The following is a 19,354-nucleotide window of genomic DNA, read 5'->3' on the forward strand; positions in this document are numbered from 1 at the left end:
GGTGGGCGGCCGGGCCCGTGCGATGAATGGTGAGACACGGCAAGCTGCGTAGAGCCGGTCAGAGTGCCCGGTGCTGTCCGGTGTTCACCGGGCAGCACCGGAGGCGGTCAGGCGGCGTGCGCGGCGGTGCGGGCGAGGGCAGCGGTGACGCGTTCGCCGATCCACTGGGCGACGTTGCAGGAGACCGCGTTTCCGGCCTGCATGGTCTGCTCGCCCTTGTTGCCGTGGACGATGTACTCGCCGGGGAAGCGCTGCGCGAGCAGCTGTTCGCGCGGCTGGATCATCCGGTAGTGGCAGTCGTCCAACTCCGGTGCCGGACCGAGCAGTCCGGCGGAATCCTTGGTGCCGAGCGTGTGCAGCGGCTCGCCGGCCGGCTTGGTCACCGCGTTGCGGTAGGGGATGACGAGCCAGTGATGCCGCCCCTGCCCGGTCACGGTGTCGACCGGGGAGGAGACCGGGCGGGCGGTGGCGTTGCGCCGCAGGGTCACGATGAACGAGTCATCCGCCTGCGGCGGGATGGCGAGCGCGTGGCTGTCCCGGGCGGTGACGGTCCCGAAGGGCTCGGCGATGCTGCGCACCATGTCGACTGGACGTGCGTTGCCGCCGTAGTTCTTGACATAGAACGCCCCGGATGGCACCAGGACGGCGTCACCGATCTTCGCCGTGCGCGCGGGCAGCGGCCCGGTGTCGGCTGGGAACGCCCTGCCGTCGTGGCCGCCGTGGTTGACGGTGAGAATCATGCCGCGGTCACCGAGCAGGTCGAGGCCCTTGCGGATGCGGGTGACGGTGTTCGCGGCCAGGGGGCGCAGCCCGTGCACGGGCCGGTCGCCGATGCGCACACCGAGGTTGGACCAGTCGATGATGCTTGCGGCCGGGCGCACGTACGGCTCCACCAGGGCGTGACGGCAGGCGGAGTTGGGGCAGCGGTAGTCGTACTGCTGCTTGTACTTACCCACCCGGCGCCCGTTGCGCCACGTCTGCACTGCGTGCACGTCCCGCTCGCAGGCGGCACACCAGGCGAGCGGGGTGGGCTTCAGGTCCGGCCGGGGCAGGTCGGTGCGGGTGAACACGACGTAGATCCGGTCGCGCCACTGCGGGGCGGGCGGGTTGTCCGCCCCGCCGACGTGCGCGGAGGACACGGAGACGATCTGGGAGTGGTAGCCGAGCGTTTCCATGCCCTTACGCCACCAGTCGAACAGCTCCCAGTCGACGACGAACTCCAGCACGTTCTCACACAGCACCGCCTTGTAACGGTGCACCTCGGTCGCGCGGATCACGTCGTAGGCGGTCGCCCTGGTGCGCTCCCACCCCGCGTTCTCCATCGGCCCGTACTCCCCCAGTTCCAGGGAGAGTTGGCCGTGCGTGCGCTTGCGCCCTCCCGCCGGGGAGATCTCCGTGCAGATCGGCGAGGCCCACAGGATGTCCGTGCGGGGCAGGCGCCGCATGTCGTAGTTGTTGATGTCAGCGCACAGGTGTTCCGCCTCGCGGTGGTTGGCCGCATGGGTCTGGACGGCCCGCTGCCAGTGGTTGGCCGCGAGCCGCAACTCCAGCCCGGCCGCGACCAGGCCCGTGGACGAGCCGCCCGCGCCGCAGAACAGATCGGTGAACGTCAGGCTCATGCCCGAACTCCCTTTCAACGCAGGTGGGTTCACAGCTCGAACAGGCCCGGTGCGTCGTCGCCGGGTGCCGTGCTGCGCGCCCGGCGGGCGGCGGCGGTGTGGCACTCCGGGCACCAGGCCCGCAACTCCTGCGACGGCAGTACGGCGGCCTGGACGGGCGGGGTGAGCGGGTCGGCGGGCGCGGCCAGCAGGCGAACGCGGTGGCCGTGCTTGCTGGTGTAGCCGTCGTGCTCGCGCGGGCAACGGCCCTGCGTTTTGGCGTGCGGGTTGCCGCACGCACCCACGCACTGGCAGCGATGGCCCGCTGCCCCTATCACGCGCCGCCACTTGCCGGTGGCGGCGAGCGGCTCGCTCATGCGACCACCCCCACCGCGGGCACATCGGTGCGGGCGCCGATGCGGCCGGAGCGCCGTCCGGCGACGGTGGCGAACAGCCGGCCCAGCCCCGCACGGCGCAATCCGACGCGACCCTGCTTGGCCGCGTACATCGCCTCATCCGCCCGCCGCAGCAGCCCGGACAGGTCATCTGCGGGGAAGTCTCCGGCGCGCACCCAGCCGAGCGAGACCGTGGTGCAGGCGGCCGGGTCCTGGCCGTCGACCGGCCGGGCGAGCACACGGTGCAGCACGGCGAGCAGGTCGGCCGCGGTGCCGTGGTCGTCGATGAGAACGGCGGCGAACTCATCGCCCCCGAGCCGCCCGGCGACCCCGGAAGGGCCGACGTGGCGGGCGAGCCGGCCGGCGGTCGCCTGCAACAGCGCGTCCCCGGCCGCATGCCCATGCTCGTCGTTGATCTGCTTGAAGCGGTCGACGTCGGCGAGCACCACGACCGCGCGCGGGTCCTTCAGGAGGGTGGTGGCGCGGCGGGTGAACCCGTCCCGGGTGACCAGTCCGGTCAGTGGATCGCGCCGGGCGGTGTGCAGACGGCCGCGCAGCCACCACACGTGAGCTGCCCATCCGGCGGCGAGCGGCAGCGCGGAGAGCAGGGCCGTGGCCAGGGTGTTCACGCGGCCACCCCCTCGGCGTCTGCGTGGGACGCGTCCACGGGGTGCAGGGCGCGGCCGTCGGCCCGCTCGGCGAGCAGGGCGTCACGCACTTGCCGGGCGGGGCCGGAGCCGCAGTGCAGGGCCTTGCGCAGTGCCTCGGCGTTGATCGCGGCGTCCGTCCAGTCGGCCGTGATGGTGCGGGCCTCGGCGAGCAGTTCGGCCGGGGTGCGCTGCGGCGCGGTGGCTTTGCCCTTGGCCTGCCGCCTGCGCGGCGGCTTGGCTGCCTCGCGCTTCGGCTCCCGGTCGGCGGGCATGTCGGCGTCGGCGGGGGCGAGTTCGCCCATGCGCAGCATGACGCGCTCGCGCCGCGGGGTCTTCGAGCGCCACTTGCGGCCGTAGCGCTCGCGCAGGTCCGCACGGGCCAGCAGCCGTTCCCGCTCACGAGCGAGCGCGTCCGTGTAGGAGGTGACCTCCCACAGCGTCATGCGGCGCCACAGCGCGAACGTGGGCAGCGGGGCGAGCAGCCAACGCGAGAAGCGGATCTTGTCCATGCGGCGGCCGGTGACGGCGCCGATGCGGACGGCATAGACGTGGGCGCCGATCTCGGAGAACACCACCCACAGCAGCGGCATCGTCCCGTGAGCCACCTTCGCGGACAGGGAGTGTCCGGCCGCGATGTTCAGCCAGCACGTGACCAGGGTCAGCAGCCAGGGCACGAACCGCACCCACGCCAACGCCATGTCCAGCCGGACCAACAGCAGGTTGGCCAGGGTGAACACCGGGATGGCGATGTCGACCGCGATGGGCAGGATGTGCGGGGTGGTGAAGCCCCACCGTGCCGCGGCCAGGGATACCGCGTCGAAGGACAAATACAGCCCCAGGGCGCCGACCGCGGCGGCGGCGAGCGCGCCGACTCCGGCAAGGCCCATCTCTGGCTTGGTCAGCGGCGGCACCTGGGGCCGCGCAGTCTCGGTTGCGGTCGTCATGCGGCACCTCCCTGAAGCGGCGGGTTGACCAGGCCGGTCAGGGTGGCGATCTCGTCGCCGGTGAGGACCGTGTGCTCGTCCATGGCGTGCGCCACGGTGCGGATCTCGCGCCACAGGTAACCGACCCTGCGGCGGGCCATCCCCTGGACCATCCCCCAGGACTTGCCGCCCTCGGGGACGTCGTCACGTCCGAGCCGGTAGCCGGCCTGCGCGAGGACGTCGACGGCCAGCTCGCGGTCATGGACGGAGGAGCAGGCGGCGGCCCGCTCGGGGGTCCACAGCCCGTAGGTCAGCAGGTACTGCACGTGGGCGAGTTCTCCGGCGGCAGCCTGCGCGGCGAACTGCCACGGATTGGTGTTCTGCGCCTGCCAGGCGGTGTTGCCGGTGACGCTCCAGCGGCCCGGCTGCGGCTCCCAGGCGATGACCTCGCTCGTGACGACGTGCATGCCGTAGGCCATGGAGAGCACGGCATGCCCGGCCTCATGAAAGGCGAGGCCCAACCGGGCCTGTTCGTAGGTCAGCGAGATCAACGACGTCGGGCGCGGCTTGCCGGTGTGGTCCGACAGCGTCTCCGGGGCGGGGGCCAGGGTCCTCACGCCGCCACCCCCTTGCGCACCGTGCGGCGGGCGGGACGAACCAGCGGGATGACGTCGAACAGGTCCCGGTTCTCCTCGATGACCTTCGCGGCGACGCGGATCAGGTCGTCAGGAAGGTGGGGGTTGTCGGCGAGGATGTCGCGGGCCGCATCCAGCCGGGCCGTGCGCTCCTCGTCGCTCTCGCCGTCGACCCCGAGCCACAGCTCAACCGGGGTGCCCAGGGCCAGTTCGATGAAGTCGTCGGGAGAGACGGCCTGGTGACCGCCGATGTAGGTACGCATGGAGGCTCCTGAATCGGAGGGACAGGAAGCCGGAGTTGCCGCAGGCTTTTGGCGAGACGGCGACCTCTCCGGCGCCTCAGCCGCGAGTGCGGCGAGGCGGTGCCCCGACCGGGAGTCGAACCCGGCCTTGCGACCATCGGGGCGGTATCGGTGGGGTGTTGGGGCGGGTCAGGTCCTGCTCCTGGCGAGCCGCATCACGCCAGTGACCATGGCGGCGACGGTGAGCGTGGCAACCATGAACACGCCGCCGCAGCCGTCGTTGCCGTGCAGCACCACGTGCTCCTCGCACGGCTTGCAGGGCTTGTTGTCGAACCCGAAATTCCTGCTGTGGATCTCGGCGTGCTGCTCGCACTGCACGCATCGCTCGTTGCTCATGACGAACTCCTGAGTCGGAGGGACAGGAAACCGGAGGGGCCGCAGGCCTTTGGCGAGACGGCGACCGCTCCAAGGGGGCCACGGCAGCGGGTCAGATCCGGACCCGGCATGGGCGGTTGAAAAGGTTGATCAGGTCGTCGGTCACAGCGGTGACCGACGTGAAGACCACGAATCGTGGAGGTCCGAGACGATCCCGGCTCCCCTCAGCGCTGCTCGTACGAGACGAGCAGCGGAGGCAACCGGCCGCAGTGCGTGCGAGGCGCGCCGCGGAGGGGTCGAAGTCGTTCAGGCGCGCGGTCTTGCTCCGCGCAGGGCCGCCATTTCGGGGGTGGTGACCAGGCCCGCTTATGTGCGCCGAAGCGCTTGTCGAAGAACGGCCGATCCGGGGCCCGCGGCGTGCGGCTGATGCCGCCTTCCTGTCGAGCCATCCCGTTCGGTGATGCAGTACCTGTTTTACAGGTACTGCATAGGGTTCCGTCAAGTAGGGCGATGAGGTTTCTTGGCTTTGCACCGGGACTTCTTGATGCACCATCAGAATCGGTGCAGGTCAGGGGAGTTGGTCACCCCCTGCGTGGACAGCTCAGGTAGATCTAGCTACCTTCAGGAAGTCCCTAGACGTCCCATCGGGGGTGGAGATGTCCAACGAGCGATTGCGGTCGGCACTCTTGGCGCAGGGCATGACCGTGCAGCAGCTCGCGGAAAGGATCGAGGTCAACCCGAAGACAGTCGAGCGCTGGATCACGCAGGGCAAGGTGCCCTACCGACGCCACCAGTACGCCACCGCGTCCGTGCTGAACGTCGACGTGACAACGCTGTGGGAGGACGCACGCTCGGTCGACAGCGCAACCGACTTGAGCAAGGCCGAGATCGTCTCGGTGTACCCGCACCGACACGTCGTGCCGACCGATCTCTGGCGAGAGATGTGCGAACGCGCCAAGGAGCGCATCGACATCCTTGTTTATGCGGGCATCGGCCTGGCGGAAGATCCGCGCTTCCTGTCAGTCCTCAAGGCGAAATCGCGGAGTGTTGGCATCCGCGTACTGATGGGTGATCCCGCGTGCGAGGCCGTCATTCGCCGTGGCATCGATGAAGGTCACCGCATCATGGACGGCAAGATCCGCAACGCGCTGGTCAACTACCGTCCTCTCTTCACCAGTCACCCTGCGATCACCTTCCGGCTGCACGACACCGTGCTCTACAACTCGATCTACCGCTCGGATGACGAGATGCTCGTCAACACACACGTGTACGGCATCGGCGCCTACCTGGCCCCCGTGCTGCACCTGCGGCGACTTCCCGGGGGTGGGCTGTTCGATACCTTCGCCAATAGCGTCCAGCAGACCTGGGAAGGCGCGAGGCCAGTATCCGAACACGACATCACAGGAGCATGAGCCATGGGACGTATCGACTACCTGCACGACCCCGACGCCCCGCCGGCCAACTCGGTCGTGCCCTCTGTCGTGGCGTTCGTACAGAACGATGCGGGTCAGGTGCTGATGATTCAGCGCTCGGACAATGGCCGGTGGGCGCTCCCTGGCGGCGGGCACGACGTGGGCGAGTCCATCAGCGCCACCGTGGTGCGCGAGGTCTGGGAAGAGACCGGTATCAAGGCCGAAGTCGTCGACATGGCCGGGATCTACACCGACCCCGGCCACGTGATGCAGTACGACGACGGGGAGATCCGCCAGCAGTTCAGCATCTGCTTCCGTGCGCGGCCTGTCGGCGGAGAGGTGCGTACAAGCAACGAGACGACACAGGTCCGCTGGGTTGACCCAGCGGACCTGGAGACGTTCGACGTACACCCCACCATGCGACTCCGGATAGAGCACGCGATGGACCGTACCCGGACGGCCCCCTACATCGGCTGACGCTTCGCGGCGGCGACCCGTTCGAGGACACGCGCCGTGCTCGCCAGGATCTCGGGCTCGGCACGGCGGATAAACGTCCCGATCAGGCTGTCGGGCCCATAGCGCCCGGCAATCTCGTTGATCCGGTCCACCGGGTTGGTCGCCGTGCCGTCCGGCGTGGTGTTCATGTCGCAGTAGCAGAGCGCGTCGTTCAGGCCTGCGCTCTCGCGAGGGAACTCCCCCTCCAGCTCCTCGCGCAGGCCACGCGCTTCCGCCTCCATCCATGCGCAGGAATGGTGGGCCACGAGGTGCACGACCCGTTCGTCAGCGTTCGCTACGTCTCGGAGGTACCGGGCGCCGTCCAGCGGGTGAAAGCCGGTCTTGGCGAGGTCCGGCGCGTAGCCGATGTCATGCAGCACCGCTGCCGCTTCCAGCAGTTCGGCGTCCGCCCCGACAATCGGCGCAATCGTGCACGCCCGTTCGGCAACGCCCAGCGAGTGCTTCCAGCGACGCGGCAGCGGCTCAGAGAGCAGTGATTCGGCAAGCGGGTAGGCCCACTCCGTCAGTCCCGTCAAAACTAGGAACGCCCCTCTCGATTCGGCAGAGCCCGCACGGTCCGCAACCTGCCCTGCCCTCCTTCGGACAACACCCCTGCGGCTTCCAGCTTCTCCAGCGCCTTGGTCACCGTCGGGCGCGAGGAACTGAACCTCTTGCTCAGCTCAGAAGCACTCGGAAAGCTTGCCCCCACCTTCAAGCCGTCATCCGTGATGACATCGGCGATGCGGTCTGCCAGCGGCCGGCGATCCCCGGACTGCTCGCCTCGGACCACACGCCAGCGTCGACCAGGAACCGGCTCTGCTACGCCGTCCCTCTGAAGGACAGCGAAAGCTCGTAGCACGACGCCTCGCGAGACGTCATGCTCGCGCATAAGGTCCGTGACTAGCGGAAGCTCCGCCATCTTTGGATCGGAGCGGACCTGAGCTCTTACCGCGTCCGCGATCGCCTGGAAGGTCCCCCGCGGGCTCGCCTGCTGCGACACTCGCACTCCCTCTCTGTCTGCCCCTCGTGGAGGTCAAGCCTCGCACTTCGCGCCTGCCTCCCGAGTGCCCTACGTGTCCGACTGTCCGGTTAGAGCCCTGACCTGCATGAATGAGCCGGACACCCTTAAAGCGTCAGTGTCCGGGTGTCCGGGTTCAGAGGCTGTAACACCGGGGTGTTACAGCCCTCTCGACAGCGGCGAGGCGAGGCGCGGCGCGGGGCACCTCACGCCCCTGCCGTACGAGTGAGCGGCGAGTCCATTATCCAGCGACACGTTCTCGTATCAATGGGCAATGGAGCCAGAGGCGATTCCCGATCTGATCCGCCTCACGAGCCAATCAACGTTGAGCGCTGGCATACCTAGCCAGGCCGTGGATAGCGCCGTGGTCATCTGCTCGTTGGCGTAGCTGTACAGCGTCAGGCCCTCAAAGAGAGTTACCCACAATCGAGCAGCTCGCCGTGCGTGAATTACCCTGAGTTCAATCTCGCACGTATTAGGTCGGTGCAGGAGAGCGGTCGGGAGCCCTACCGCCACGCACTCGATAGGCGCCAGGCTCAAATTCCTCTGAGAGTTCCCGCGCCCTTTGAGCGAACCCTTCTGGCCATTGCGTATACCTGTCCCAGGTGATGCCTGACACGAGACGAAAGTGCCGAGCCCCAGTGAGATCTGCATCCGCTATGTTTACACCTCTAAGGTTAGCCAAACCAAAATCGACCTCTCGGAGATCTGCACCCAACAGGACCGCATCCCAAAGATTTGCCCTAGTGAGATCTGCACCGGTCAATCGTGCGCGGGTAAGGTCTGCGCCAGTGAGGTGCCCACCGTTAAGGCTGGCTTGGCTAAGATTTGCCCCCACCAAAAATGCGTGAGTGAGGAGCGCGCCGGAGAGGTTCGAACGAACTAGCCGGGCTCCCGTGAGGTTAGTTCCAACAAAGCGGGCACGCGTTAGAACTGCATCCGTCAAATCTGCATGGAGTAGTTTTGCTCCCGAAAATTGGGCATCCGCGAGGTTCGCGGCGTTGAGGTTCACGTCTGTGAGGTCCGCATTATGGAGCTGCGCTCGGGATAGATCTGCGCCACCGAGGTCTGCACCTACGAGACGGGAATCGTCCAACGCTGCCCCAGAGAGATCGGCCAGGGGCAACTGAGCGCCGTTCAGATCTACTCGGGCGAGCAGTGCACCAGCCAGCAGTGCGCCGGCGAGGTTGCGAGGAGGGTCTTCGGCGGAGCGCCGGACAGTAAGGAGCTCAGCCTCGGGAACGCCCTCCATAGGCGGAGCCTGAGCGGCTGAGCGCGCCGCTATGGCCTCGGCAGTCTCGTTGAGAGCACTGGTGGGAGCGTCGGGGCACGCGAGATAGAGCAGGCCACGCAGGACATCGGCCTGTCCTTCGGCATCAGTGTCGTGCACCATGTTCTCCAGAGTACGGGGTGGGGGTCTGGAAGCGGATTCGACAGATTGGACAGCGGTGACCCGCGTCGGGGTTGATCGCTAACAGAAGATCGATAGCCGCGTTCTCCGCACGACGCTCCCGTTCACGGGTACTGAATTCGGAAGGTGATGCAGGCTCAGCCATCAGGATGGCCTGGATTTGTCGAAAGTGCTGCTCCGCAAGCTTCCAGTTCGGCACGGTCGATTGAGTGCCCGGGTCCGATTCGGAGTGCAGATTCCCGAAGGAAGCTACGCGTTTAGCGACGTCACCGCCACGTTTGTGAAGTTCATGCAGCGTGATCACATCTCATCCCCCGGATCAGTGGGAGACTGTGCAAGCGTCCTGAGTTCGGCGACTACGGCGTCGAAGTCGCGGGACTGATGACTTTCGATCTGAACCGTGATGAGATAGCCAGCGGCTCCGCCAATAAATGCAGGAAGCGCGGCCCAACCAAGCAGTGACAGCGGCCACGCAATCCATGGAACCTTTGCGTCAGCTGGTGAACTAATACCTACAAGAACTTCGTACGCAGACGTCCAGCCAATCATTAACCCGTTGGTGACATATAGGGTTGCACAAAGAACGAGCGCTATGACGGCATCGGTAAGCAGCCAATACGGAAGACGTCCAAGGGCATGCCGACGAGTCCACCACGCGGCGGACTGTTGCCCCAAGTTGGGCCGCGGAGGAGGGATCTCCGGAGGCGGTGCAGGTGGAGGAGCTGACACGTACATCACATTAGGGGTCCACACCCCATGGGTGGGGCGGAATCAACCACGCCGGGTCGCGAGGGGTACTCGCGACTGGTCCGCGCTGCTGACGACTCATGATCAGGTCAGCGCGGAACACCGGACTGTCCTGCGCGGGCACGCTGCGCATGTTCGCGAAGCCCAGACAGTGTCCGACACACCTCCGACACAGTCGGCGTCGCCGCCGCCTTCCAATCCGCTCCGCAGCAGGTCAAGGGGGGTGTACTGGATGATCGGCACAATCACTCCGGAGCCGTGTGCGCAGGTTCGAATCCTGCCGGGGGCACCTTGCATGAGGTGCCCAAAGACCCCGTCACCAGCGGAAACGCTGAGGCCGGGGTCTTCGCGTATGTGCAGCCAGATGCCGCCGAAAGCAGCCGTTTGACAGTGATCACGTAATGACGACGTAATGATCTTTGCGGGCTTTCCGGCAGGTCAGCGGCTGTTCGTCGTCCTCTTGAACTTAGCTTTCCGACACACCTCCGACACGGCGCGAGCCCCGGATCACTCCGGGGCTCGCGTGAGGGGCGTGTGGGCTGTGTCAGTCAGGCTTCGCTGGCGTCCTCCTCCCCCAGCCCCTTCAAGATCCGGTCGTTCATCTCCTGCTCCTGGCCGTCGATGCACTTGGCGTAGATCTTCAGCAGGACGTCGACCGAGTGACCGGCGCGGGCCGCCACCTCCGGGGCGGGTACACCGGAGTTGAGCCACTGGGAGACGCCCGCATGACGGAGGTCGTAGGGACGGACGGCCAGCACCGAGAACACCTGGTGCGGGAGGAGCGCCAGTTCCCGAGCCTGCTTCCACGCCCGCGAGTAGGACGAGGCCGCGATGACGTTGCCCCGCTCGCTGGCGAACAGCCGGCCGTCCTTCGCGGTACCGAACTCCTTCAGGTGCTCGCGGAGCAGCCGCACCAGGGGAGGCGGCTGGGCAGCCCCGAGCGAACGCAATCCACTCATCGAACGCGATCGGGCACTCCTCGCTGTCCATCCAGTCCGATGCCCGCGTGATGTGAAGCTCGTATCCCACGCCAGGGATCATTCACCAAGGGTCTGACAAGGACTCTGCCCCGCCGGTCGCCGTCTCAGTTTCCGTCTCATTCAGCTCCGTTCACGACGGTTCAGGCGAGACCCCGAGCCGTCACCGCCCGGACAGCCAACCGCCCATGAACACAGGTGAACGCCCCCGCGCGCACCCCTACTCCCAACCACCGCAGTTGGAAAGCGTGTTGGGGGCAACCCCTCACGAGTTCGAATCTCGTATTCTCCGCCAGTGCCTCACTGGTCACGATGTCGAAGGGCCCCACTGCTTACAGAGTCCAGTCGACGAGGGGTGAGTCACAGCCGCGGCTCCAACGGCTGTGACACCCCTCGTCGTTGTTCTTCGGCTTCAGACGTGCATGCGGCTGCCGAATGCTCGGCCCGGGATATGAATGTGCGGACGAGGAGGCCGCTTGGCGTTGACAGGTCCGTATGCCGTGCTCCGAGCATCACAACAGGGCGAACGAAGGCACACACCCGCAGAGTGTGCATGCCCTATGGAGCAACAACCCCGACTCCGATGGTGGACACCCGCCGTCCTGGCTGGTCCTGCACCTCGGGTTCGTGCCGCAGCAGCGGTTCCGGACGTGGCAGGACCAGCTTTCGCAGCTCAGGCTCTGCTCCTGCCGCGGCCTTCCGGACTGACGTGGGCGGCCCGCATCGCCACGCAGTCCCGCGGCTAACGGGCCGGGACAGTGCGGGGAGGGGCGGCGGGCATGAGAAGACGGCGTTTCATGGTTCAACCGTCCTGTTTCCCAGGGCATTTAACCATTCACAACTTGCGGAATGGCTGGCCCGGAAAGATGCTGGAATCATCAGATCGGGCATTTCACCAAGAGCCGTAACACCGTGGTGGCGATCAGTGTCACGCCGCCGACCTCCTTCTTCGCCCGACCACCGGCCGACGGTTGGGTACGCGCTCGCCCTCACGGTGAAAGACACGCGTCCGAAGGAGGCACCATGAACGCGCCGGCCGAGAGCGGGACAGCCCTGCCCCGCTACTGCGCCCAACCACCGCAGACCCAGCCCGTGTTGCGCCCGGACCTCACCCCGAACCGATCGAGGGCCATACTCCTGGTCCGCGCCAAGTGGATCAACGGCACGGTCCTGCACTACGCCTTCCTCGACCACGGCGGTGACATCGGAGGCCCGGAGCAGTTGGACGAGGTCCGGCATGCCTTCCAGACCTGGAAGGCCCTCGGGATCGGGCTGGAGTTCCAGGAGGTGGCCGATCCCAGCGACTCCGAGATCCGCGTCCTCTTCCGGGAGAGTGAGGGGTCCGCGTCGTACGTCGGCCGGGACAATCTGGGCATTGGCACCACCGAGCCGACCATGACGTTCGGTTGGCCCCTGACCAGCCCGTATGGCAAAGCCACCGCGCTGCACGAGATCGGGCACGCGATCGGCTTCGCCCACGAGCACCAGAACCCGTTCGCCGGCATCGTCTGGAACGAGGAGAAGGTCTACGCGGACCTCGCCGCACCACCCAACAGCTGGCCCCACGAGGTCACGTTCAACAACATCCTGCGCAAGCTGTCGCAGAACGAGGTGACGGGTTCCACCTGGGACCCCCACTCCATCATGGAGTACAGCTTCGGGCCCGGGCTCATCGTGCGCCCGGAAGCCTACCGTGGCGGCATCCCGGAGACGCTGGGCCTGTCCGCCACGGACAAGGAGCGTGTGCTCCAGTGGTACCCGACGCTGGCCGCCGAGCCGGCCAGAATCCAGCCGTTCCAGTCGGTACCGGTGCAACTCGCCACCGGGGGTCAGGCCGACTTCGAGATCGTTCCGCCGGAGACCCGGAGCTACCAGGTCGGCACGTTCGGCAACAGCGACGTCGTCCTGGTCCTGTTCGAGGAGACCGCCGACGGTCTGAAGTACGTCACCGGCGACGACGACAGCGGAGAGAACCGCAACGGGCGCCTCGATGTCAAGCTCGTCAAGGACCACCGTTATGTTGCTCGGGCCCGCCTGTACTCCAGCTGGGGCAGTGGCTCGATCGCGCTCATGTACTGGTGAGCGGTGGTGGAAGCGTCTCCCCCGCCGCGAGTGGCGGGCCACCTCTCTCCGAGGTCCGTCTCATGGCTTCCGTTCGGCTGTCTTCCGTTCGGCTGTGCGGTTCGGTTCCCGCTTCTCAGCTCAGTTGCTCGGCCAGTCCGACGATGATGCCCGCCGGGCCGCGGAGGTAGCAGAGTAGATAGCTGTCCTCGAACCGGGCGATCTCGCCGACGAGTTCGGCGCCGTGAGGGCGCAGGCGGGCAACGGTGTCCTCGAGGTCGTCGACGGCGAACATGACGCGGTGCGTGCCCAGAATGTTGTGCGGCCGGTTGCGCGGCCCGGCGCTGATCACCGCGGGGCTGCGGTACTTCGCCAGCTCGAGCCGGCTGTGACCGTCCGGGGTCCGGACCATCGCGATGTCACAGCGGACGCCGTCGAGTCCCGTGCACTGGTCGGCGACGAGGCCCTCGACCTCCGCCCTGCCCTCCAGCTCCATACCGAGTTCCACGAAGAACGCGATGGCGGCGTCCATGTCCTCTACGACGATGCCGACGTTGTCCATCCGCTGAATGGCCATGCTGGTTTCTCCTTCTTCTTCGTGCGGCCGGTGGTGGCCGCTGATGTCCCTGGGACGGAGCCGATGACACGTTTTCGACATCCGCGGACCGCCGAACTCCGCGAAGTAAGGGAAGAGACGGGTGTCAAGGCCGAAGCCGTCGACGCCTCCGGGATCCGCCTCGGCCCCGGGCACGTAATGCAGTACGACGACGGTGGGATCCGGCAGCGGTTCAGCATCTGCTTCCGCACGGAGCTGTCGGCGGTGAGCTGCGTACGAGCACCAGCAACGAGACCCGCTCGCGATGACAGACGACGCTGTAGGCATGCGCAGTAGGTATGCGCAGTAGGTATGCGTGCTCATGTGCTGGCAGTGGGCGCCATTTACGTTTCCCCGGTGGCTACAAATCTGACACCGCAGTCTGCCGACTGCGGCGCCCCTATCGCCTTCGGGGACACCGGTGCCCCCGTCGCCGTCGTTCTGCGGCGACAGGGGCACTGTCCGGGGGACAAGGCCCGGTTCGTCGGCCCTTGCGGACGTCAGTCGGTGATGGTCACGCAGGGCAGGCCGACGCTCTCGCCGCCGCGGAAGCCTTCCGCGCACAGGCGGGTGCCCGCCGGGAAGTGGCGCTGGGGGTATGCCTGGTCGCGATAGGTGCGGAACGCGTCGACGTCCTCGACCTTGGTGTTGGCACTCCAGCCGTTGGTGGTCCACACGCGCGCGGAGATCCTGTGGGGCTGGTTGGTGTTGATGACCGACACCTCCACTCGGCCCAGGTAGGTGCCCGTGTCGTAGGTCTCGATGCAGACAGCATTGTTGCACCACTTGCCGTCGGCCGTCGCCGGTGGTCCAGCGGCGAAGACGATGCCGACAGCCGCAGCTGTCGCCCCCATGCCTGTGACGATCTTTCGAAGAGTAGTCATAGCCATGATCAACGACGGCAGTACGTCGTTGTCACGCAGAGTTGGTCAGCCATGTGTGGTGGGGGTGGGAGGGGGTGGCCGAACGTCCGATGGACGCAGTTCCTCAGGCCAGGGGCTCAGTTACCGCCAGCCAGGCGTCGGTGATCATCTCGTCCAGTGACGATCGTTCGGGCTTCCAGTCGAGTTCCCGGCGGATCAGGGCGGTGTCGGCCAGCAGCGTTGCCGGTTCGGGCTTGGGCGGGTTGTGGACGACCGGGACCTGACGGCCGGTGATGCGCTCCGTCGCGGTGACGATGTCGCTGACGCTCGCGCCCGTCGCGCCTACGTTGTACACGGCGTGGGTTCCGGGCTCGCAGGCCTGCAGGGCTCGGACGTAGGCGCGGGCCAGGTCGTCTACGTGGACGAAGTCGCGCACCGCGGAACCGTCGCCGTTGACGTCGACGTGGGAGGCCTGCCCGGCCGCCACCGCGAGCGCCTTGGGGATGATCCGGGTGAGGTCCGGGTCGCCCACGCCCGCGACGGCGCCGGTGATGTTGAACGCGCGCAGGATCACCGCCCCCACCGTGCCGGTCGCCGCCCGGCGGATCAGCGCTTCGTCGGCGGCCAGCTTCGTCCTGCCGTACGGCGAGGTCGGCCGGGTCGGCGTCTGCTCGTCGATGGGCTGCCGCTCGGGTACGCCGTAGACGGCCGCGGTCGACGCCTGGACCAGCCGGAGCGGGCGGCCGGTGCGGGCGAACTCGGCGGCGCAGGCGTCCAACAGGGCCACCGTGCCGCCGTGATTGACCGCTTCGTAGTCATCGGGCCGCTCGAACGACTCGCGGACCCGGGTGAGTGCCGCAAGGTGACACACGGCATCGGCACCGCGTACGGCATCGCGCAGCTGCTCGGGGTCGCGCAGGTCGGCGTACACCGTGTCGAAAGCGGGCGGAAGCGAGGCCCCGACCTCGCGGTGGGTCATCGCGATCACGTCATGGCCGGCCTCGGCCAGCCGCCGGACCACGGCGTTGCCCACGAAGCCGTACGCACCCGTCACCAGCACACGCACAGGTCCTCCTCAGTCGGCGGGCAACAGGTTCCGATGCTCTCGAATTCCGGTGGAACTCCCTTTGCGGGATTTGGTGTTGGTGTTCCGTGGGGTGGGGATTGGGGAAGGGGATTTCCTCGGATGTTCTCGGGTTTCCTCCGATGCCCTCCGGTGTTCTCTGGGTGATTATTCCCACATCAGCGGTGGGGACATCTAGGCAATTGGCTTTTTTTTCGTCGACAGTTGGGCGGGTTGGGTGACGCGTTGTCGCCGGGGGGGATTGAGGTCGGGGCGCAGTTTTGAGCGGCCCGGCGTTGCCGATCTTCTGCAGAAAGCACTCGCTGACATGCGCAATTCTTCGGACATCCCCGTGCAGTCCTATGCCGTCACCGTCGCCGAGGTCATTCCCGGTGATCTTCTCGCGCTGTCCGAGGAGGAGGTGGCGGCGGACAGGTGGTACGTGGTGATGCACACGGTGCCGGAGACGCCGTACACCATTCGGGTCACGCTGCGGCCGCCGTTGGGCGGGATCGATCACGACGAGGTGTTTGACCGGGGGCACCGGGTGACGGTGGCCTGTCGGCGGGTGGATGTCGGGGGAATACCGCACCTGGTCTCCGCCGATCTCGAATCGGTGGAATTCCGGGAAGGGGATCGCGTCACCTTCCTGCGCGCGGTGAATCCACGGGCCGTCGAGGAGTCGTACACCCGCAGGTGGGGACAGTGGCACCGGGATCTGGAGGGGCCGGTCCAGGAGCGTGCCGAGGAGCGCGTCGACGATGTCGAGCTGCGGCGGCGGGGCGTCGCGGCGGTCGGCGAGGGGGATGTCGTACGGCATCACCCGCGGCCTCGGCCGGTCGGCGAGGCCCGTGTCGTAGGACCGCGGCGGGTCGTCGTCACCGGGCTCGGGGCGGTCACGCCGCTCGGTGTCGGAGTCGGGGAGCTGTGGCAGGGGCTCGTGGACGGGCGGTGCGGGATACGGGAGTTGGAGGGCGAGGAGTTCGCCGAGCTGCCCGTGCGGGTCGCCGGGAGTGTTCCCGTGGATCCGCTCGGGCTGCTGCCCCGGCCGCAGGCGCGGCGGATGAACCGGGCCGCCCAGTTCGCGGTGCTCGCGGCACGGGAGGCCTGGCAGGACGCCGGGTTCGACGTGGCCGGTACGGCCGAGAGCGGGCTCGATCCCGATCGGGTCGGCGTCAGTGTCGGGGCGATTCTCGGAGACGCCTCCGTGCTCGTCGGCGGTGACCGGAAGCTGCGGGACAAGGGGCCGCGGGCCGTGTCGCCGCTCACCACCCCCATGACCGTGCCCTCGCAGGCCGCGTCGCAGGTGTCGCTCGCGCTGCACATCACCGGCGAGGCGCGCACCGTGACGAGCGCGTGCGCCTCCGGCACCGAGGCGATCGGGCAGGCCATCGACCGGATCCGGTACGGGCATGTCGACGTCGCCCTCGCTGGTGGCGCGGAGGCCGTGGTCACCCCGGCGATCATGGCTTCGTTCGCCGCCATGCGGGCCCTGTCCACGCACGGGCTCGAGGCCGACGGATCCGCCAGCCCGTCCCGGCCCTTCGCCGGTGACCGCGACGGCTTCGTGAACGGGGAGGGCGCCGGGCTCCTGGTGCTGGAGGCCGAGGAACACGCCCGGGCACGCGGCGCGCGCATCTACTGCGAGGCCGCCGGCTGGGGCCTGTCCGCCGACGCCCACCACATGGCCGCGCCCGACCCGTCGGGGCGTGGCGTCGCCCTCGCGCTGCGGCGGGCCGTGCGGGACGCCGGCGGGCACGTCGTCGACGTCGTGCACGTCAACGCCCATGCCACGGCCACCGTCGACGGCGACCTCGCCGAGGCGAGCGCCGTACGCGCCGTTCTCGGCCGGGGCGTCCCCGTCACCGCGCTCAAGGGCCACCTCGGCCATCTGCAGGGCGCCGCGGGCGGCGTCGAGGCCGTCGCCACCGTCCTCACCCTCCACCACGGCCTCATCCCGCCCACGCTCGGCTGCGAGCACCAGGACGACGCCATCGACCTGGATGTCGTCACCGAGGCCCCGCGACCGCTGCCCGCCCTCGGCGACCTCGCCCTCAGCAACTCCTTCGGGTTCGGCGGTCACAATGCGGTGCTGGCGCTCCGGCGGATCGGGAAGTCCGCGTAGTTCAGGTGACGGCTGTGCCGCTTGTTTCAGGCGGATGCGCGTTTGCGTGGCGTCGTCTTCTTCGCGCCGGCGCTGCTCTTCTTCGTTTCCGTCTTCTGTGCCGCCGTCTTCTTCGCTGTCGTCTTCTTCGCCGTTGACGTCGACTTCGCTGCGGCTTTCTTCGTCGCCGTCTTCCTTGTCGTGGTCTTCTTCGCCGTCGTCTTCTTCGCCGTTGACGTCGACTTCTTGCCGGCGACCTCCTTGGGGGCCGTACGGGCCGCCTTTCGGGGTGTCGTCCTGTGGGCCTGGAGAGAGGTGACGTCCGCTGCTTCGGTGTCCTTGTCGGTGCTCTCGCCGCGGGATTCCTTCGCCGCCCGGACGCTCTTCTCCAGGGCCGCCATCAGGTCGAGAACCTTGCCGGCGGGCTTCTCGCCGGTCGGGGCGGCGGCCGGTTCCTCCTGGCCGCCGGCCTTGGCGGAGATGAGTTCCTCGACAGCCTCGCGGTAGTCGTCGTGCAGATCGGCGAGGTCGACCTCGCCGAGGGTGTCCATGAGGGCGTCGGCCAGGTCCAGTTCCTTGTCGCGGACGGTGACGCTCTCGTCCGGGGCGACCTCGTCGGTGGCGCGGATCTCGTCGGGCCAGAGAAGGCCGTGCATGGCGATGACGTCGTCGACGACGCGCAGCATGCCGAGCCGTTCCCGCCCGCGCAGGGCGTACTTCGCGATGGCGACCTTCTTGCTGCGCTTCAGGGCCTCGCGCAGCAGGGTGTACGGCTTGGCGGCGGGGGCGCCGCTCGCGGAGAGGTAGTACGCCGTGTCCATCTGGAGGGGATCGATCCGGTCGGCCGGTACGAAGGCCACGATCTCGATGGTCTTGGCGGTCGGGATCGGCAGCTGGGCCAGGTCCTCGTCCGTGATCGGGATGATCGTGCCGTCGGACTCCTCGTACCCCTTGCCGATCTCCCCCGTCGTCACCTCGCGGTCCTCCAGCTCGCAGAACTTGCGATAGCGGATACGGCCGCCGTCCTCCAGGTGGATCTGGCGGAAGGAGATCGAATGGCTCTCGGTGGCGTTCACCAGCTTGATCGGGATGCTGACCAGGCCGAAGGAGATGGCGCCGTTCCAGATGGATCGCACGTGCAGCACCCTTCCTGTCGGTCGGCAAACCCATGCTAAGCGGACGTTCCAAACGCCACATCCCGGACTTCTCGGGCGCGATTCCTTTCCGTGTCGCCGCCGGTCTGTATGACCAAACGCTCTCGCCCCGATGGGCGGGGAGCACGACGAACGACGGAAGGAAGACCATGAACACCATCAGCAGCAGTACGGGTGCGGGGGTCGTCCCGGACGAGCGCGACGCCGTAGCGGCCGTGCGCGCCGTCATCGACGGAGTCTTCGCCGCCTGGGCGGACAACGACGCCGACGCGGCCGTCGCCTCCTACGCCCCGGACGCGACCGCCCTGCTCCCCGGCACCTACCTGGAGGGCAAGGAGGCGGTCCGCGCGGCCATGGCGGCCGCTTTCGCCGGGCCGCTCAAGGGGGCCCGGGTGATCCACGACGTACTGAGCGTCCGGTTCTCCGGCACCGGGACGGCGCTCGTCGTCAACAGGGCGGGTCTCGTCCTCGCGGGCGAGACCGAGCCGCGCGACGAGAACCGGGCGCTGGACTCCTGGGTGCTCTCCGAGAAGGACGGGGTCTGGCGGATCAGGGCCTTCCACAACGTCCCGGAGAACGCGGGCTGAGCCTTGGGGCGAGGCCCGCGAGAGGGGGCTTCGCCCCACTTCAGTACGT

Annotated in this window: 20 protein-coding genes and 1 pseudogene; 5 read left to right on the forward strand and 16 right to left on the reverse strand. The window is 67.7% G+C overall.

The genetic code is table 11. The features are described 5' to 3' along the window. Positions 1–107: 107 nt before the first annotated feature. The 7 genes from AB5J56_RS15325 to AB5J56_RS15355 form a co-directional block, all read right to left on the reverse strand. On the reverse strand, positions 108–1,619 hold the full coding sequence (locus AB5J56_RS15325) for a DNA cytosine methyltransferase (protein WP_369233274.1): 1,512 nt from the start codon (positions 1,617–1,619) through the stop codon (positions 108–110). Between the two features lie 29 nt (positions 1,620–1,648). Further along, on the reverse strand, positions 1,649–1,975 hold the full coding sequence (locus tag AB5J56_RS15330) for a hypothetical protein (RefSeq protein ID WP_369233275.1): 327 nt from the start codon (positions 1,973–1,975) through the stop codon (positions 1,649–1,651). Beyond that, the gene (locus tag AB5J56_RS15335; protein WP_369233276.1) at positions 1,972–2,622 is read right to left on the reverse strand and encodes a GGDEF domain-containing protein; all 651 of its coding nucleotides are present in this window, start codon (positions 2,620–2,622) and stop codon (positions 1,972–1,974) included. Before AB5J56_RS15335 ends, AB5J56_RS15330 begins: the two co-directional genes overlap by 4 nt. After that, on the reverse strand, positions 2,619–3,587 hold the full coding sequence (locus AB5J56_RS15340; RefSeq protein ID WP_369233277.1) for a DUF2637 domain-containing protein: 969 nt from the start codon (positions 3,585–3,587) through the stop codon (positions 2,619–2,621). The genes AB5J56_RS15335 and AB5J56_RS15340 overlap by 4 nt, the downstream gene beginning before the upstream one ends. Beyond that, positions 3,584–4,183: a hypothetical protein gene (locus AB5J56_RS15345; protein ID WP_369233278.1), complete on the reverse strand. Its 600-nt coding sequence runs from the start codon at positions 4,181–4,183 to the stop codon at positions 3,584–3,586. Before AB5J56_RS15345 ends, AB5J56_RS15340 begins: the two co-directional genes overlap by 4 nt. After that, complete coding sequence (locus tag AB5J56_RS15350) at positions 4,180–4,464, reverse strand: hypothetical protein (RefSeq protein WP_369233279.1); 285 nt, start codon at positions 4,462–4,464, stop codon at positions 4,180–4,182. The genes AB5J56_RS15345 and AB5J56_RS15350 overlap by 4 nt, the downstream gene beginning before the upstream one ends. Positions 4,465–4,632: 168 nt before the next feature. Continuing rightward, positions 4,633–4,839, reverse strand: coding sequence for a hypothetical protein (locus AB5J56_RS15355; protein WP_369233280.1), 207 nt, complete (start codon positions 4,837–4,839; stop codon positions 4,633–4,635). Positions 4,840–5,474: 635 nt separating this feature from the next. Between AB5J56_RS15355 and AB5J56_RS15360 the strand changes: the two genes are divergently transcribed. Then, positions 5,475–6,230 carry a helix-turn-helix domain-containing protein gene (locus AB5J56_RS15360; RefSeq protein ID WP_369233281.1) on the forward strand — a complete coding sequence of 252 codons (756 nt, stop codon included), beginning with the start codon at positions 5,475–5,477 and terminating at the stop codon, positions 6,228–6,230. A 3-nt stretch (positions 6,231–6,233) separates the two neighbouring features. Then, complete coding sequence (locus AB5J56_RS15365; protein ID WP_369233282.1) at positions 6,234–6,707, forward strand: NUDIX domain-containing protein; 474 nt, start codon at positions 6,234–6,236, stop codon at positions 6,705–6,707. Here AB5J56_RS15365 and AB5J56_RS15370 read toward each other — a convergent pair. From AB5J56_RS15370 to AB5J56_RS15390, 5 genes and pseudogenes are all read right to left on the reverse strand, one after another. Then, on the reverse strand, positions 6,695–7,261 hold the full coding sequence (locus tag AB5J56_RS15370; protein ID WP_369233283.1) for an HD domain-containing protein: 567 nt from the start codon (positions 7,259–7,261) through the stop codon (positions 6,695–6,697). The genes AB5J56_RS15365 and AB5J56_RS15370 overlap by 13 nt on opposite strands. 2 nt (positions 7,262–7,263) lie before the next feature. Beyond that, positions 7,264–7,644 carry a GntR family transcriptional regulator gene (locus AB5J56_RS15375; protein ID WP_369242565.1) on the reverse strand — a complete coding sequence of 127 codons (381 nt, stop codon included), beginning with the start codon at positions 7,642–7,644 and terminating at the stop codon, positions 7,264–7,266. Positions 7,645–8,218: 574 nt separating this feature from the next. Next, positions 8,219–9,136, reverse strand: coding sequence for a pentapeptide repeat-containing protein (locus AB5J56_RS15380; protein ID WP_369233284.1), 918 nt, complete (start codon positions 9,134–9,136; stop codon positions 8,219–8,221). 318 nt (positions 9,137–9,454) lie between these two features. Beyond that, positions 9,455–9,889, reverse strand: coding sequence for a DUF6313 family protein (locus AB5J56_RS15385; protein WP_369242567.1), 435 nt, complete (start codon positions 9,887–9,889; stop codon positions 9,455–9,457). A gap of 560 nt (positions 9,890–10,449) precedes the next feature. After that, positions 10,450–10,827: pseudogene (locus AB5J56_RS15390) on the reverse strand (tyrosine-type recombinase/integrase); the annotation flags it as partial. Between the two features lie 1,074 nt (positions 10,828–11,901). Here AB5J56_RS15390 and AB5J56_RS15395 point away from each other — a divergent pair. Then, a complete protein-coding gene (locus AB5J56_RS15395) occupies positions 11,902–12,960 on the forward strand; it encodes a M12 family metallopeptidase (protein ID WP_369233285.1) in 1,059 nt (352 codons plus the stop codon). A 115-nt stretch (positions 12,961–13,075) separates the two neighbouring features. Here AB5J56_RS15395 and AB5J56_RS15400 read toward each other — a convergent pair whose 3' ends face one another. From AB5J56_RS15400 to AB5J56_RS15410, 3 genes are all read right to left on the reverse strand, one after another. Continuing rightward, entirely contained in the window at positions 13,076–13,516 is a 441-nt protein-coding gene (locus tag AB5J56_RS15400) for a VOC family protein (RefSeq protein ID WP_369233286.1), read from the reverse strand. A 518-nt stretch (positions 13,517–14,034) separates the two neighbouring features. After that, positions 14,035–14,388: a hypothetical protein gene (locus AB5J56_RS15405; protein WP_369233287.1), complete on the reverse strand. Its 354-nt coding sequence runs from the start codon at positions 14,386–14,388 to the stop codon at positions 14,035–14,037. A gap of 133 nt (positions 14,389–14,521) precedes the next feature. Beyond that, entirely contained in the window at positions 14,522–15,463 is a 942-nt protein-coding gene (locus AB5J56_RS15410; protein WP_369233288.1) for an NAD-dependent epimerase/dehydratase family protein, read from the reverse strand. A gap of 325 nt (positions 15,464–15,788) precedes the next feature. Between AB5J56_RS15410 and AB5J56_RS15415 the strand changes: the two genes are divergently transcribed. After that, complete coding sequence (locus tag AB5J56_RS15415; protein WP_369233289.1) at positions 15,789–17,585, forward strand: beta-ketoacyl synthase; 1,797 nt, start codon at positions 15,789–15,791, stop codon at positions 17,583–17,585. Positions 17,586–17,611: 26 nt separating this feature from the next. Here AB5J56_RS15415 and AB5J56_RS15420 read toward each other — a convergent pair whose 3' ends face one another. Continuing rightward, on the reverse strand, positions 17,612–18,709 hold the full coding sequence (locus AB5J56_RS15420; RefSeq protein WP_369233290.1) for a Ku protein: 1,098 nt from the start codon (positions 18,707–18,709) through the stop codon (positions 17,612–17,614). A gap of 158 nt (positions 18,710–18,867) precedes the next feature. Here AB5J56_RS15420 and AB5J56_RS15425 point away from each other — a divergent pair, with 158 nt between their 5' ends. After that, positions 18,868–19,305, forward strand: coding sequence for an SgcJ/EcaC family oxidoreductase (locus AB5J56_RS15425; protein WP_369233291.1), 438 nt, complete (start codon positions 18,868–18,870; stop codon positions 19,303–19,305). Positions 19,306–19,354: the final 49 nt, after the last annotated feature.

Origin of the sequence: Streptomyces sp. R21 (assembly GCF_041051975.1) — a bacterium.
Lineage (GTDB): Bacteria > Actinomycetota > Actinomycetes > Streptomycetales > Streptomycetaceae > Streptomyces.